General features: G+C 73.9%; 9 protein-coding genes. 5 read left to right on the plus strand and 4 right to left on the minus strand.

Features of this window, described 5'->3' with window-relative positions:
- Positions 1-44: 44 nt before the first annotated feature.
- From FH969_RS10545 to FH969_RS10555, 3 genes are all read right to left on the minus strand, one after another.
- The gene (locus FH969_RS10545; protein ID WP_139987205.1) at positions 45-1,391 is read right to left on the minus strand and encodes an ABC transporter substrate-binding protein; all 1,347 of its coding nucleotides are present in this window, start codon (positions 1,389-1,391) and stop codon (positions 45-47) included.
- Between the two features lie 439 nt (positions 1,392-1,830).
- On the minus strand, positions 1,831-2,508 hold the full coding sequence (locus tag FH969_RS10550) for a phosphatase PAP2 family protein (protein ID WP_139987206.1): 678 nt from the start codon (positions 2,506-2,508) through the stop codon (positions 1,831-1,833).
- Between the two features lies 1 nt (position 2,509).
- The gene (locus FH969_RS10555; protein WP_139987207.1) at positions 2,510-3,343 is read right to left on the minus strand and encodes a DUF1206 domain-containing protein; all 834 of its coding nucleotides are present in this window, start codon (positions 3,341-3,343) and stop codon (positions 2,510-2,512) included.
- 173 nt (positions 3,344-3,516) lie between these two features.
- Between FH969_RS10555 and FH969_RS10560 the strand changes: the two genes are divergently transcribed.
- The 5 genes from FH969_RS10560 to FH969_RS10580 all read left to right on the plus strand — a co-directional run bounded on the left by FH969_RS10560 (position 3,517) and on the right by FH969_RS10580 (position 8,122).
- Complete coding sequence (locus tag FH969_RS10560) at positions 3,517-4,380, plus strand: HD domain-containing protein (protein WP_234417814.1); 864 nt, start codon at positions 3,517-3,519, stop codon at positions 4,378-4,380.
- A 48-nt stretch (positions 4,381-4,428) separates the two neighbouring features.
- The gene (locus FH969_RS10565; RefSeq protein ID WP_108718150.1) at positions 4,429-4,719 is read left to right on the plus strand and encodes a WXG100 family type VII secretion target; all 291 of its coding nucleotides are present in this window, start codon (positions 4,429-4,431) and stop codon (positions 4,717-4,719) included.
- 193 nt (positions 4,720-4,912) lie between these two features.
- The gene (locus FH969_RS10570; RefSeq protein WP_139987208.1) at positions 4,913-6,460 is read left to right on the plus strand and encodes a glycoside hydrolase family 32 protein; all 1,548 of its coding nucleotides are present in this window, start codon (positions 4,913-4,915) and stop codon (positions 6,458-6,460) included.
- Complete coding sequence (locus FH969_RS10575; protein ID WP_218975303.1) at positions 6,457-7,032, plus strand: NUDIX hydrolase; 576 nt, start codon at positions 6,457-6,459, stop codon at positions 7,030-7,032. Before FH969_RS10570 ends, FH969_RS10575 begins: the two co-directional genes overlap by 4 nt.
- Positions 7,033-7,042: 10 nt before the next feature.
- The gene (locus FH969_RS10580; RefSeq protein WP_139987209.1) at positions 7,043-8,122 is read left to right on the plus strand and encodes a DUF4031 domain-containing protein; all 1,080 of its coding nucleotides are present in this window, start codon (positions 7,043-7,045) and stop codon (positions 8,120-8,122) included.
- Positions 8,123-8,207: 85 nt separating this feature from the next.
- Here the strand turns inward: FH969_RS10580 and pulA are convergent, their stop codons facing one another.
- Positions 8,208-14,324, minus strand: coding sequence for a pullulanase-type alpha-1,6-glucosidase (pulA, locus tag FH969_RS10585; protein ID WP_139987210.1), 6,117 nt, complete (start codon positions 14,322-14,324; stop codon positions 8,208-8,210).
- Positions 14,325-14,891 lie beyond the last annotated feature (567 nt).

The raw sequence follows: 14,891 nt of genomic DNA on the forward strand, positions 1-14,891 counted from the left end.
TGAATCGTTACGTGCCGCGGGCCCCGGCCGCATGGCGGCGGGCCTCAGCCCACCGCCAGCTCGGCCTCGGCGAACCACTGCTCGGCGAACTCCTGCGCCGTGATGGTGCCGTAGTCGAGCTCCTCGCCCAGCTGCTTCCACTTCTCCTCGACCGTGCCGAACCCGAGCACCGGGATCGGCGCGGTCGCGACGCTCCCCGTCTCCCGCACGGCCTCCTCGTAGGCGATGACCTTCGCGTCGACCGACCCCTCGGGCGCGTCGACCGCGGCGCGCTGCTCCTCGTCCGCCGGGATGCCCTTGGACGTCCCGAAGATCGCGCCCACCTCGGGCTCGCTCGCGAAGAAGTTCAGCAGCAGCGCCGTCGCCTCGGGGTGCTCGGTGTTCGCACCGGCCGCCATCATGAAGGCGCGGAAGAAGTTCTGGGTGCCGTCCTCGCCCGACCAGATCGGCACCAGCTCGAGGGAGTCGGTGCCGGTCTCGGCGGTGTAGGTCGCGAGGAAGTTGTCCCAGGAGGCCTCGGAGCCCACCTCGTTGACCGTGAAACCACCCTTGGGCGAGAGCGCCACGTTGCGGTCCACCGGGAAGAACGCCCCGCCGTCGCGCAGGTCCTTGACGCTGTCGAGCCAGGTCACGACGTCGTCCTGCGTGAAGCCGATCTGACCGTCGTCGGTGAACGGCTCGACCCCCTGCTGCACGAGCCACTGCAGGAAGAACCAGAACGTCCCGGTGTAGTCGCCCGAACCGTAGATCTGGTACCCGTCGGCGGTCTTCACCCCGGCGTCCGCGACCTGCTGGACGTAGTCGTTGTACTCCTCCCACGTGTAGCCGTCGGCGGGGAAGTCCAGCCCGACCTGCTCGAGCACGGTCGGGTTGACGAACATCCCGAGCGTGTTGGTGCCCGTCGGGATCCCGAGGGTCTCGCCGTCGAGGGACACGCCGTCCACGAGTGCGGGGTCCACGCCGGAGAGGTCGATGTCGCCGTCGGCCACGAGCTCGGTGAGGTCGAGCAGGCGGCCGCTCTGGGCGTACTCGCGCAGGAACGTCGAGTCGAACTGCATGACGTCGGGCAGCGCGCTCCCGGCCGCCTCGGTGTTGCGCGCGGTCCAGTAGTCGGAGAACGCCTGCCAGCTCGTCTGCACCGTGATGTAGGGGTACTTCTCCTCGAAGAGGTCCACGGCCTCCTCGTACATGGCGGCACGGTCCTCGTTGCCCCACCACGTGAGCGTGATCGTCACCGGGGTCGCGTCCGGCGTGGCCTCACCGGCCGAGGTGCCGTCGCCGGCGCCCGCGTCGTCGGTGGCGTCCCCGCCACCGCCTCCGGAGCTGCAGGCGGTGAGCGCCAGACCGGCGGCAGCCAGCGTGGCGGCAAACGTGATGACGGGCCTTCTCATGGGCGACGAGCCTCTCTGCTCCCGGACGACGACGTTCGCTAAATCGGTACAACACTGGTGACGCAGGAGGCTATTGAATCGATCTAGCACCGTCAAGCGGTTCGGTGTCTCACCCGGGCGTGGCCGCCCGCCGAGGGTCGTCGCCTCACCCCACCAGGCCCGCCACGTCCGGGTACGCGCCGCGGCCCGGACGCTGTGACTGGTCGCCCTGGCGCTTTGACTGGCCAGATGCCTTCAGCGGTCGCTTCGGCGTGCGTCTGCCCAGGTCGCGTCGGCGGCAGCGGGGTCGGACCAGTCAATGTGTCAGGGCGACCAGTCAGTTCGTCGGGGCCGGCGCCTGCACGCCCCCGCGGTGCCCAGGGATCGTCCACCGTCAGCCCGCGACTCGTCCGCCCCGACGCACCCGCCCCGACGCACCGACGCCGGCGCGCGCCCGGGCTCAGCGCCCGCGGCTCGGCACCGTGCTCGGCAGCCAGCGCCACCCGATGACGGCGCACGTGATGCCCACCGCGAACCCGGCGAGCACGTCGCTCGGGAAGTGCATCCCGCGGTACATCCGCGCCACCCCGACGGCGAGCGGCACCAGCGCGCACACCACCTGCACGAGCACGCGCAACCAGGGGGTGCGGATCCGGGTCGCGCACAGCAGACACGCCACGTAGAACGCCGTCGAGGCGCCCGAGTGCCCGCTCGGGAAGCCGGAGGTCGGTGGCGCCTCGTCCAGCCGCGGCACGTCCGGGCGCTCGCGACCGACCACGAGCGAGCTCGTCAGGAAGACCGCGGTCTGCACGGTGAGCGCGATCGCGGGCACCACGGCGAACCACCACCGCCGCGTCCGCCACCACACGAGGCCCACCACCACGACGCACGTGCCGATCAGCGCCTCGGTGGTGCCCAGCCCGGACAGCACGGCGGTGACGGTGTCCCAGACGGGTGTCCGCGCCCGCACCAGCGCCTCGTTGACGCCGACCTCGGGCAGCGCGAGCACCGACACGAGGAGGAACCCGACCCCGACCACCACGAGCCAGAGCACCACGGCCGGCACCAGCACACGGCGCACGACGGCGTGGCCCACCTCCGCCCTGCTCGGCGCGGTCGGCGGGGGTCCGGCGAGCACGTCACATCCTCGCGTAGCGCGCGCGGGCGAAGGAGTAGACGCCGTACGCCGCGAACCCGACGCCGACCGCGACGACGATCGCCGGCCCGCCGGGGAGTCCGAGCAGGCTGTCGATCGCGCCGTCGATCCCCTGCGCCTGCTCGGGGTCGGCCGTCGCGGCCGCGACGACGAACAGCACGCCCACGACGGCGAGCGCCACGCCCTTCGCGATGTAGCCGACCGTCCCCATCGCCCGCACGCCGCGGCCGAGCTGACCACCCGGAGTGGCCTGGAGGTCCTCGAGGAACGTCTTCCTGGCGCCCTTCACCACGTGGTAGGCGCCGCCGGCCAGGATGCCCAGCCCGATCGCGCCCACGAGAAGCCGTCCGGCCGGCGCCTGCACGAGCGCGCCCGCGAACCCCTGCGCCTGGCCGTCGCCGTTCGACCCGCCCGACCCGAGCGCAAGCGAGACCGACACGAACGCCAGGACGAGGTACATCGCACCGCGGCCGGCCGCCTTCGCGCGATCGGCCGGCTCGCCGTGGTGCACCGCGTCCGCGACCTGCCAGCCGCCGAGCGCGAGGAACGCGACCGCGGCGAGCCAGAGCACGCCCGCCCCCAGCGGTGAGTGGCCGAGCGTGCCGAGCGCGGAGCTCTGGTCGGCCTCGGCGCCGCTGCCGAAGGCGATGCTCACGATGAGGAAGCCGAGCACGAGGTGGAGCGCACCGCTGACGGCGTAGCCCGCGCGAGCCGCCTTCTCCCACGCGTCGCCCGAGCGACCGCCGCGTGCCGCGTCCACTCCCCCGCTCGGCCCGCTCGTGCCGCCGCCGGCGCTCCCGCTCGTCGATGAGGTCATCCGGGCAGCCTGCCACAGCCGCTCGACGCCGCCCCGGAGGCGCGACGCCGCCGCGGGCCGCCCACCGCCGTTCCTGTAGGCGCCGTTCGCCCGCCCAGGCGCCCGTCCGGCGCCCCGGGGTTACGATGGCCGGGCTCTCTGAGCGTGCCTGACCCCGACGACTGGATATGACGATGGGCGTGACGGAAGCGCCGCAGTGGCTCGTGCCCGCATTCGTGCGGAGCGCCAAGGCGATCGGCGCGAACGCACCGACCGAACGGATCGAGGACGTGGCCGCAGGGCTCGTCTCGAGCTGGACGAGCGCCGACCGCAGGCACCACGCGATCCGGCACCTCGTGGACGTCCTCGCCAGCATCGACCAGCTGGCCGAGGAGACCCACGACCCGGACGCGGTACGCCTGGCCGGCTGGTACCACGGCGCCGAGTTCACCTCCGCGCGTCGGGCCAGCTACGCGCACAAGGGCGGCGAGGACCCGATCGCCGGCGCCGAGCGCGCGCGGCGCGAGCTGCCCACGATCGGCGTCCCGGCCGACGTCGTCGACCGGATCGCCGCGATGGTCGAGCAGGTGCACCGGCACTCCGCCGCCGCGAGCGACGTCGACGCCCAGGCGCTGTCGGACGCCGACCTCGCCGGTCTCGCCGCGGAGCCGCAGAAGTACGCGGAGTACCTGCGCAACATCCGCGCCGAGTACGCCCACATCCCCGCAGAGGACTACCTCGAGGCCCGGATCGCGATCCTGCAGAAGCTGCGCGCTCGGCCACGCCTGTTCTGCAGCCCGATGGGCCAGCAGTGGGAGGAGGCGGCGCGCGAGAACCTCGCGGCCGAGCTCACCCGCCTCACCGACGAGCTCGACGAGCTCGAGCGCACGGGGCACGAGCCCGACGGCGAGGGCGCCCCCGCGCAGACGGCCGCCCCCACGCCGCACACCGGCGAGGGACCGCAGCCACGCCCGCGCGAGTTGTCCCACGAGCGCTCGCTCGCCGACGTGTCCACGACGACGCTGGGCCGCGCCCCGCGCAGCCAACCGCGTTCGTAGCCTCCTTCCAGGCCCGCCGCCCGTGCGGGCAGGACACGGAGGAGCACCATGACGCAGTACACGGTCGACGCGGAGGCGGTGGCCGGCGCGGCCGCCGCCACCCGGGCCTCGGGCCTCGCGATCGCCACGGAGGTCGCGGCGATGATGCGGCACCTGGCCACCCTCGAGGCCTCGTGGCAGGGCGGCGCCGCGACGCAGTTCGGCGCCCTCGCCGCGCAGTGGCGCACCACCCAGGCCCAGGTCGAGTCCTCGCTCGACTCCATCGGCGTGGCCCTGGACCAGGCGGCCGCGCACTACTCGGACACGGAGGCGGCGACGACGCGGCTGTTCGCGGTGTGACGCAAGCGCCGCGAGCCCCGCGGCGCGCTCGTGGCCAGGTGACGCGCGGGCGCGCTCGCGGTGAGCGGGGCGCCGCGAGCCGCGCGGGCGCCGCGAGCCCCGCGGGACGCCGCGAGCCCCGCGGGCCAGCACGTGGCCGGCGAGCACGCTGGACCGGCGGGCACGCCCGCGCCCGGGCTACTAGCCTGCCCAGGTGACCACCCCCGATCTGCACCGCCCTCAGCTGCACGCCCGACCGAGGACGGGGTGGGTCAACGACCCGTGCGGCGTGGGCCGCTGGGACGGCCGCTGGCACGTCATGTGCCAGCACAACCCCGGCGGGACGGCGTGGGGCGACATCGAGTGGGCCCACCTGTCCTCCACCGACCTCGTCACGTGGCGCACGCACCCACCGGCGCTCGTGCCGCGGCCCGGCACGATCGACGAGGACGGCGTGTGGACGGGGGTCGCGCACGTGGTCGACGGCGAGCCCGCCCTGGTCTACACCGCCGTGCCCGTCGGCGGAGCCGCGCAGGCGCGGGTGGCCGTCGCGCGCCGAACCGCGGCCGACGCGTGGCACCAGCCCGACGAGGTCGTCACCCCGCGCTCTCCCAAGGGCGTGCGCGACGTCCGCGACCCGTACCTGTTCACGTGGCGCGGCCGGCGGCTCGCCGTCCAGGGCGGCGGGACGGCCGACGGCGTGGCGCTGCTCCTGCTGTTCGACGCGGACGATCTGGACCACTGGCGCCCGCTGGGCACCCTCCTGCGCGGCGACGACCCGGTCGCGGCGCAGTACGCGCCGGGTGCGATCTGGGAGTGCCCGCAGCTCGTTCCCGTGGGCGAGGACTGGGTCCTGCTGCTCTCGCTCTGGGACTCGGAAGCCGCTGCCGCCCTGGGCCACGGTCCGCAGCGCGTCGCGTGGCTGCTCGGCGGGCTCGAGCCGACCGAGGACGACGGTGTCGGCGCCGGCGTGCGGTTCGTGCCGCGCGCCGGCGGTCCGATCGACGACGGGCCCGCCTTCTACGCGCCCCAGGCCGTGCTCGACCTGGCGGACGTGGAGCAGAAGCGGTCCGGCTCCGCGACCTCCCGCGTGCTGCTGTGGGGGTGGGCGTGGGAGGCGGACGGAGTCGCCCCGCCGCCGAACCTGTCCGAGCGGAACTGGACCGGCACGCTCACCTATCCCCGCACGCTCGACGTCGCCGGCGACCGGGTCGTGACCGCGCTCGCCCCGGAGGTCCTCGCCGCGCACGGAGACCTTCACCCGCACGACGGCGAGACCGGCGATCGCGTCTGGCTCGCCGTCGCCGAGGCGTCGGTCGCGGGCGCCGGCTGCGCAGACGCCGCGTCACCCGCCCCGGGAGGCGCGGTCGATACGTCCGGCACACGCCCGGCCGCGGGCGCACCCCGGCAGGCAGGGTCCGAGCCCCCGCGCCACACGGTGCGCGTCGCGCTGGCCGGCCCCGACGGCGAGCGCGAGGTGTGGACGGGCGTGGGCGCCGACGTGCTGGTCGCCGTCGACCACTCGATCCTCGAGGCGTTCGTGGACGGGCAGGCGCACACCGAGCGCGTCTACCCCATACCGGCCGAGCGCTGGGTGGTGACCGCGCGCGACGGCGACGGCGCCGCGAGCGGTCGGCTCGCCGTCGTGCGCCCCGAGGTGCTGGCGCGGACCGAGCGCGACGGCGAGCACCGCGGCGCCGCGCCGACGGACGAGGTCGAGCAGACGCCCGACGCCCGGTCGGCCGAGGCCGTGCGCCCGTGACCGAGGCGCACCCGCTGGCCGGCTCGGCGCTCGCGCTGCTCGCGGGCTGGCCCGCGCCGACGCAGGAGCAGGCGACGCTCCGCGAGGCCTACCTCGCGCTGCTCGCGACCACCTCCGACGCGCTCTGGCGCGCCCATGCGCCGGGCCACGTGACGGTCGGGGCAGTCGTGCTGGACGCGACCGCGAGGGACACCCTGCTCGTGCTGCACCCACGCGCCGGCATGTGGCTGCCGCCCGGCGGGCACTGCGAGCCCGAGGACGCCACCCTCGCCGACGGCGCGCTGCGCGAGGTGCGCGAGGAGACGGGGCTCGTCGACGTCGTCATCGAGTCGGAGCCCGTGCGCCTGGACGCGCACCCGTTCACGTGCTCGCTCGGCGTGCCCACCCGCCACCTCAACGTCGGCTTCGTGGTGCGCACGCGGCCGACCGCGGACGGCACCCCGCCGGTCGCCACGATCAGCGACGAGTCCGACGACCTGCGCTGGTGGCCGGTCGACGCGCTGCCCGCGCCGCGCCCGGAACGGCTCGCGGCCGAGGTCGCCGCCGCGCTCGCGCGCACCCCGCGGGGCTAGCCTCGCCTGCGTGACGCTGCTCCTGGACCCACCGCTCTGGCCGGCGCACGGCACGCTCTGGTCGCACCTCGTCTCCGACACCTCGCTCGCCGAGCTGCACACCTTCGCGGTACGCGCCGGTCTTCCTGCCCGCGGCTTCGAGCGCGACCACTACGACGTCCCGGCCGAGCGGTACACCGACCTGATCGCCCTCGGGGCGCAGGCCGTCACCGCGCACGAGCTCGTGCGCGCGCTGCGCGCGTCCGGCCTGCGGCGCACCCCGCGTGACCGCGCGCGGGACCGCGCCGCGCTCGAGGCGCGCTGGACGGCCCTCGCGCCCGCCGCCGACACGCGCCGCCCGCGCGAGACGGGGACGGCTGCGGTGACTCCCCCGACGGCGAGCTCGCCGTCCGGCCGCGACGTCACCCCCGGCGCCCCCGAGCACGACGCATGGGCACGCGTCGGCGCCGACCTGCTCGCCCGGTGGGGCGAGCGCGGCCGCCTGTACCACGACACCCAGCACCTGACCGAGACGCTCGACGCCGTCGACGCGCTCGCCGCCGCCGAAGGGCTCGACGGCGCAGCCCACCGCCGCGCGTCCCTCGCCGCCTGGTTCCACGACGCCGTGCACCGCTCCGGGCTCTCCCGCGGCGCCGCGGCGCGACGAGACGGCGCATCCGACGGCGGTGCGTCCAGCGGTGGCGTGCCCGGTGGCGCCGCGCCCGACGGAGCGCCCGACAGCGACGAGGCCGCCTCCGCGGCGCTGGCCCGACGCACGCTCACCGCGCTCGGCGACCCCGACGCCGACGAGGTCGCCCGACTCGTGCTGCTCACGGCGACGCACCAGGTCGAGGCGAGCGACGCCGTCGGGGCCGTGCTGTGCGACGCCGACCTCGCCGTGCTGGGCGCCGCACCCGCGCGGTACGCCGACTACGCCGCCGCGATCCGCGGCGAGTACGCCGACGTCCCGGACCGGGAGTTCCGCGCGGGTCGCTCCGCGATCCTCACCGCGCTGCTCTCGGGTCCGCTGTACGCCACCGGCGCCGGGTCGAGATGGTGGGAGCACCGGGCCCGAGCCAACGTGGCCGCCGAGGTTGCGGCGCTGGAGTGACCGGTTCGCGCCCGCGGCACATCGATGCGGACGATTCCGGAGCGCCGGGCTCCGGAATCGTCCGCACCGATCGCGAGCCGCCGGCTCAGCGCACCCGGAGCGGGGTGGCCGTACTGGAACCGGCCTGCGTCGTCGGGTCCCGCGGCACGAACGTCGCCGTGACGTCGTAGGTCCCCGTCGACAGCGTGCGCGGCCAGATCACGGTCGCCGAGATGCCGATGATCACCGGCGTGGTGCTCACCACGCGGTTGCCCACCCGCACCTCGAGCGACCCGCGTGCCGGGGTGCCGTCCGCCGTCCGCACGGTGGCGAACCCGAACACCGGCAGGAACTGGCTGCGGCGCACCTCGTGCTGCGAGAGCCACAGCGACGTGGTGGTCGCCACGGGCTGCGGCGCCACATAGTCGGGTTCGGTGAGCACCGCGTAGGAGCGCGCCGGCACCGTCACGGACCCGGTCGAGGCGTCCCAGGTGACGCCCGCGACCACCGCGTCCTCGCCGTCGGCCTGCGCCGGGGTGAGGGCGAACTCGCGGCCCACGAGGTCAGGGAAGGTCCGCGTGACGTCGTGGGGCGAGGCGTTGATCAGCACGAGCGCGCCGGCGAGGTCCTCGGACACCTCCTCGCCCACGGTGTCGTCCACGAGCATCGCGATCGTCCCGGCGGCCTCGTCCGGGCCGCTGCCCGGGAACGTGACCTTCTGCTCGATGAGGTCGGCGCTGCCCAGTCGCAGCAGCGGGACCTCCGAGCGGACCCGGAGCAGCTCGAGCGCCTGGTCGTTCGCCGCCGCCATCGCGTCGGCGTCCGGCTTCAGCGTCGGGTCGCTCAGGAGCGGCGTCATGACCGGCCACTTCGCCTCGTTCGACCACGCGCCGGGCAGGCCGGAGCCGAACGTGTTCTCCTGACCCGTCCAGTCGATCCGGTTGAACCAGTCGCCGGAGTCGTAGGAGTCGCGGTCCAGCGACTTGCTGCGCAGCAGCTCGGTGCCCGCGTGCCAGAACGACGGCGACTGGCCGAGCGCCACGGTGGCGAGCTGCACGGTGTTCATCCGCACCCGCTCCTCCATCGTGGTGTCGGTCGGGAGCTTGAGCACCGAGAGGTCGTACAGCGTCTCGTTGTCGTGCGCGTCGACGTAGTTCACGATCTCGTCGGGCTCCGAGGCGTACCCGGCCGGGGCGCCGCGGTAGTCCAGCTCGGCGCCGGTGACGGTCGCACCCGAGGCGGACACGAGCGAGTAGTCACGCAGGTTGCCGGCCATGCCGAGCTTCACCAGGTCGGTGAGCCCGCCCAGGTCGGCGTCGCCCGTGCGCGAGCGCCCGTTCGGGTCGGTCCCGAGCCCCGTCCCGAAGCCCTGGTCGAAGGTCGAGTCGCCGTCGACGGGCGAACCGCCGTGCACGCCGTCGCGCAGCCGGTCGTTGAACGTCCCGATGCCCGTCCCGTCGAGCTGACCCTGCTTGGCCTGTTCGAACAGCGCGTTCCCGGCGACCTCACCGAAGTCCCAGCCCTCGCCGTACAGGTAGATCGACTTCCCGTCGACGCCGTCCTTGGCGAGCGTCAGCTCGTCCAGGGCGGACCGGATGGCGGCCATGTTCTCCGTGGAGTGGTGCCCCATCAGGTCGAACCGGAAGCCGTCGACGTGGTACTCCCGCGCCCACAGCACCACCGAGTCGACCATGAGCTTCTGCGCCACCTCGTGCTCGGTCGCCACGTTCTGGCAGCACGTGGAGGTCTGCACCTTCCCGGCCGCGTCGAGGCGCTGGTAGTACCCGGGCACGATGCGGTCCAGGACCGACTTCTCGGCCTGCCCGGACGCCGCGGTGTGGTTGTAGACCTGGTCGAGCACGACCTCCAGGCCTGCGGCGTGCAGCGCCCCGACCATCGAGCGGAACTCGGTCACGCGGGCCGCGCCGTCGGGGTCGGTGGCGTAGGAGCCCTCGGGCACCTGGTAGTGCCAGGGGTCGTAGCCCCAGTTGTAGCCGTCGTCCGCGCGCACGGCGCCGACGCAGGCCTGCTGCTCGGTGCCGGCCGGGTTCGCGGCGGACAGCGCCTCGAGGTCGCAGTCGGGCGTCGCCTGTGCGGCGCGGTCCTCCTCGATCGAGGCGATGTCGAACGTCGGCAGGAGGTGCACCGTGGTGATGCCGGCGTCGGCCAGCTCCTTCAGGTGCGTCATGCCGGCGGAGTCGGCGTGCGTGAACGCCGCGTACGTGCCGCGCTCGTCGGCCGGGACGGTCTCGTCGCCGATCGAGAAGTCGCGCACGTGCAGCTCGTACACCGCACGGTCCACGGTCCGCTCGACCGTGGGCGCCGCCGTGTCCTCCCACTGCGCCGGCCGCGTCGAGGAGTCGTCGAGGTCGACGACGACGCTCGCCTGGGAGTTCACCGTCAGCGCCGTGGAGTACGGGTCGGTGACGACGTTGGTCTCCATGGCTCCGGTGCTCGGGGCGTACACCCGCACCGTCCAGCGGTAGGTGTCGCCCACGTCCAGCGTGCCCGCGGGCACCGACCAGACGCCCGAGGCGGGGTCGAGCTCGGCGACGACGCCGCCCGAGGGTTCGCCTCCGCCGTCGCCCACCTGCAGGGAGACCAGGCGCGCCGTGGGCGCCCACAGCGAGACGGCCGCGCCGCCGTCGTCGTCGAACGTCACGCCCAGCGCGACGTCGGCGACGGCGCCCGCGTACAGGTCGTCGAGCACGCCGGGGATCTGCACCCCGGTGACGGCCGTGAGCCCGTCGTCGTCCGCGCGGGACACCCAGACCTCCTGGCGCAGCATCTCGGCGATCTCGGACCGGTCCGCGCCGGTCAGCCGCAGCGCGGTGTACCCGGCGAGCGCGGGGAAGTCCTCGAGCACGTCCGCCGGCAGGCCGGCGGGGTCGACGCTGAGGGCGAGGTCCTCGCCGCCGGTCACGCCGTCGTCGCCGACGACGAGCCCCGCGTTCGCGGCGTGGTGCAGGGTCCAGGTCCCGCCGTCGGCCGCGGCCCCACCGAGGTCCGCCGGCCAGGCGAGCAGGCCCGCACGCACCCAGTGCGCGCGCTGCTCGCCGGTGCCGGGCAGCGGCGGGTCCTCGACAGTCACCGTGAGGCGGTGCGTGGCGATGTCGTAGCTGAAGGCCGTGACCTTGCCCTCGGAGGCCGAGAACGGGATGTTCGCACCGTCCCGCACGCCGTCCACGCCGTAGTTCTCGGCCCACGAGCGGTTGTGCGTGACCTTCACCTCGTACGAGCCGGTCGGCAGCGCGGGGGTGCTGAACGTGTAGACGCCGTCGCCGTCGGGGTCGGTGAGCCATGCGCACAGCTGGTCCGGGGCCCAGTCGCTCGGGCACCCGAGCTCGGACTGGAAGCTGCCTGCGAGCGTGATGATCGGGCCCTCGGCGGTGCTCGAGAACTGCTTGCTCACGGGGTCGAAGAAGAACGTGATCGCCCCGCCCGCGTGGGAGTAGGCCACGTTCGCCCCGCTGGGCACGCCGCCCGCACCGAAGCTGACGTCCCAGCTGCCGTTGACGGCGATCTTGTACTCGTAGTCGCCGGCCGGAAGGTCGAACGTGCCCGACCAGATGCCGTCGGTGCCGAGCGTCAGCTGGGCCGCAGCGCAGTCCGGCTGCCAGTCGCCCGGGCAGCCCATCTCGGAGTTGTGCGAGCCGGGCACGGCGACCGAGTCGTAGCTCGGCTGCTCGGGCTCCGCCGGCCCCTCGGTGGTGACGTCGGTGCCGACGGAGGCGAACGTCGAGGCGGCGGAGGCGTCCCCGCCCGCGTCGACGGTCACGGCGCGGTACTCCACGAGCGTGCCTGCGGCGAGGCCCGACACGTCGTGGAAGACCCGCGGCGTGGTGTCCTCGGCCGTGCCGAGAGGGTTCCACGTCTCGGAGCCGACCACGCGCCAGGCGAACGACGTCTCGCGCCACGAGTCCGCCGTCGTCGCCGCGACCGGGCTCACGCCGGTCACGGCGGCGCCGGCCGCCGGCGTCGAGACCTCGATGTCGGCGGCACCGTCCGGGTCGGTCACCGGGGCGTCGGCGACGAGCACGACGGCGGTGCGCGCCGGCACGGTCACGCTCGCCACGCCGTCGGCGTCGGACGTCGTGGCCGACACGTCCCCGTACAGCGGGCTGAAGGCGGCGTCGGCCGTGAGGGTGGGCACGTCGACGGTGCGCGAGGAGGTGGAGTTGTTCGTCACCACGAGGTGCTCGATCCGCTCGGTGCGCTCGACGCGCGAGAACGCGTAGACGCCCGCGTCGGTGTCGACGAGGCGCTCGATCTGCGCGCCGTCGGTGAGCGCCGGGGTGCTGCTGCGCAGCTCGGCGAGGTCGGCGATCGCGGTGTAGAGCGGCGCGTCGGTGTCGAAGTGCGACCCCGTGCCCGCCTGCTCGCCGGTGAGCAGGGTCTGGTCGGCGTACTCGGCGACCTGCGTGGCCAACATGTCCTGGCGGGCGTCCTTGTCCTTGCCGCCGAGGTTGCCCGCGCCCTCGTACCCCGTGAAGCCCTGCTCGTCGCCGTAGTAGACGACCGGCTGGCCGCGCGTGAGGTACATGAGCTGGTGCGCGAGGAGCGAGCGCTGCAGGGGGTCGTCGGTGCCGCGCACCGCGTAGCCGACCCGGCCCATGTCGTGGTTGCCGAGGAAGGAGGGCAGCGCGGAGGCGGACGTGCTCGCCGTCGTGTAGTAGTCGTCGCCCGCGAACAGCGCGGCGAGCGCGTTGGCGGAGTTGCCCGACGCGTAGGAGACCGCCTGCTGCTGGAAGTAGAAGTCGAGCACCGAGTCCATGTCGGTGGTGCGCACGTACGGGCTCAGCTTCGTCGGGTCGGCGTCGTAGACCTCGCCGAACATGAAGAAGTCGGGACGGCCCTGGTCCGCCGCGTGCTGTGAGACGGCCGCGGTGAACGTCTTCCAGAACTCGGTGTTGACGTGCTTGACGGTGTCGATGCGGAAGCCGTCGATGCCGAGGTCGACCCACGCGTCGTACACGTCGATGAAGCCGTTGACGACCTGCGGGTGCTCGGTCATGAGGTCGTCGAGGCCGTCGAAGTCGCCGTACGTGACCGACTCGCCCGTCCAGGTCGAGTTGCCGCGGTTGTGGTAGAGCGTCGGGTCGTTCAGCCAGCTCGGGACGCGGAGGTTCGCGTCCTCGGGGGCGATCACCGGGGTGTACGGGAACGACGTCGCCGCGTCCAGCTCGGGGAAGTCGTTCGTGCCGGCGTAGGTCGCGGGGTCGAAGGCGTTGCCGTCGGCGTCCCGGTAGGGCTCGGCCGACTGCTCGACGTAGCCGTACTGGCCCTCGGCGTAGGAGTTCAAGTCCGCCGTGTGGTTCGTGATGATGTCGAAGTAGACCTTGATGTCGCGTGAGTGCGCGTCGTCGATGAACGCCTCGAGCTCCTCGTTCGTGCCGAGGTGCGGGTCGATCTGGGTGAAGTCGGTGATCCAGTAGCCGTGGTAGCCGGCCGAGGCGTTGGCGCCCTCGCCCTGGACCGGACGGTTCATGAACGACGGCGTGAGCCAGATCGCCGTGGTCCCCAGCCCCTCGATGTAGTCGAGCTGGTCGCTCAGCCCGGCGATGTCGCCACCGTGGTAGAAGCCCTTGTCGGTCGGGTCCAGGCCGGTGGTCAGGCGGTCGCCGGTGAGGCCGCCGGTGTCGTTGCTGGTGTCGCCGTTGGCGAACCGGTCGGTCATCACGAAGTAGAACTGCTCGCCCGCGCCCTGCTGGCGCACGGGGGCGGCGACGAGCGCGTCGTCGGCCGCGGTGTAGTCGCCCCCGAGGTCGAGGGGCGTCAGGCCCGTGCGGTGCGTGACGTCGTCGAACGTGAACCGCAGGGTGGTCGGGCCGGCGACCGTGAGTGGCGCGTTGTCGCTGCCGCCCTCCTTGCCGTAGGACTCGTCCCACGCGTTGTTCACCGCGACCTTGTACTCGTACGTGCCGGCCGGGACCTCGAAGTCGGCGGCGTACTGGTTCGCGACGCCGGTCGGGGCCAGTGCGGTGGCCGCGCAGTCGAGCTGCCAGTCCCCCGGGCAGCCGAGCTCGTCCTGGAGGCTGCCGACGAGGGTGAAGGTGCGGTCGCCGTCGGCGGTGGGCGTGACGGCCTCGGCGGTGGTGCCGGTCGCGGGGGCCGCGATCACCGGCGCGGCCACGGCGCCGAGGCCGGTGGGCACGAGCGCGAGGGCGGCGAACGCCGCGATGCGGCGGCGGGCGGGGAGCGGGGTGGGGCTCGAGGTGCGCACGGGTCAGGTCCTGGTCTCGTCGTCGGGTCAGGGTGGTTCGGGTGTTGCTCGTGGTGGTGCGGGTGGTGCGGATGGTGCTGGAGGTGTCCGGTGGAACGGTGGTGCTGGGTCGTGCCGGTGCTGCGCGCAGCGCCGTGGTCGGGGTCAGTCGGCCCGGCGCTTCGTGGCCCGCGGGAGGCGTCATCGCCTCTCGCGAGCCTCCCCAATTGTGACCCGGGACACACGGATACGACAAGAAAGTGAACTGCTTGCAGCACGTATGACGCTGTGTCGAGCACTTGCACACGACTAGCGACCGCCGCGTGAGCGGTGGAAGCGCTCACACGACATCACGTTTTCATCTCGACGTTGCGCGAGTTGCAACGGAGTCTCGGAGCGCGTGCCGTCGCCCTCGCGGCGCCCTCGCCCCCGACCCCGCCGGCGCGCCCCACGTGGACACGGTCACCGCCACGTCCACCCCACACGCGGCCACGACCCGCTCAGCGCGTCCCACGTGGACACGGCCACCGCCACGTCCACCCCACACGCGGCCACGACCCCCGCGGCGCGTCCCACGTGGACACGGCC

This window comes from Miniimonas arenae, assembly GCF_006351005.1.
Classification (GTDB): domain Bacteria; phylum Actinomycetota; class Actinomycetes; order Actinomycetales; family Beutenbergiaceae; genus Miniimonas; species Miniimonas arenae.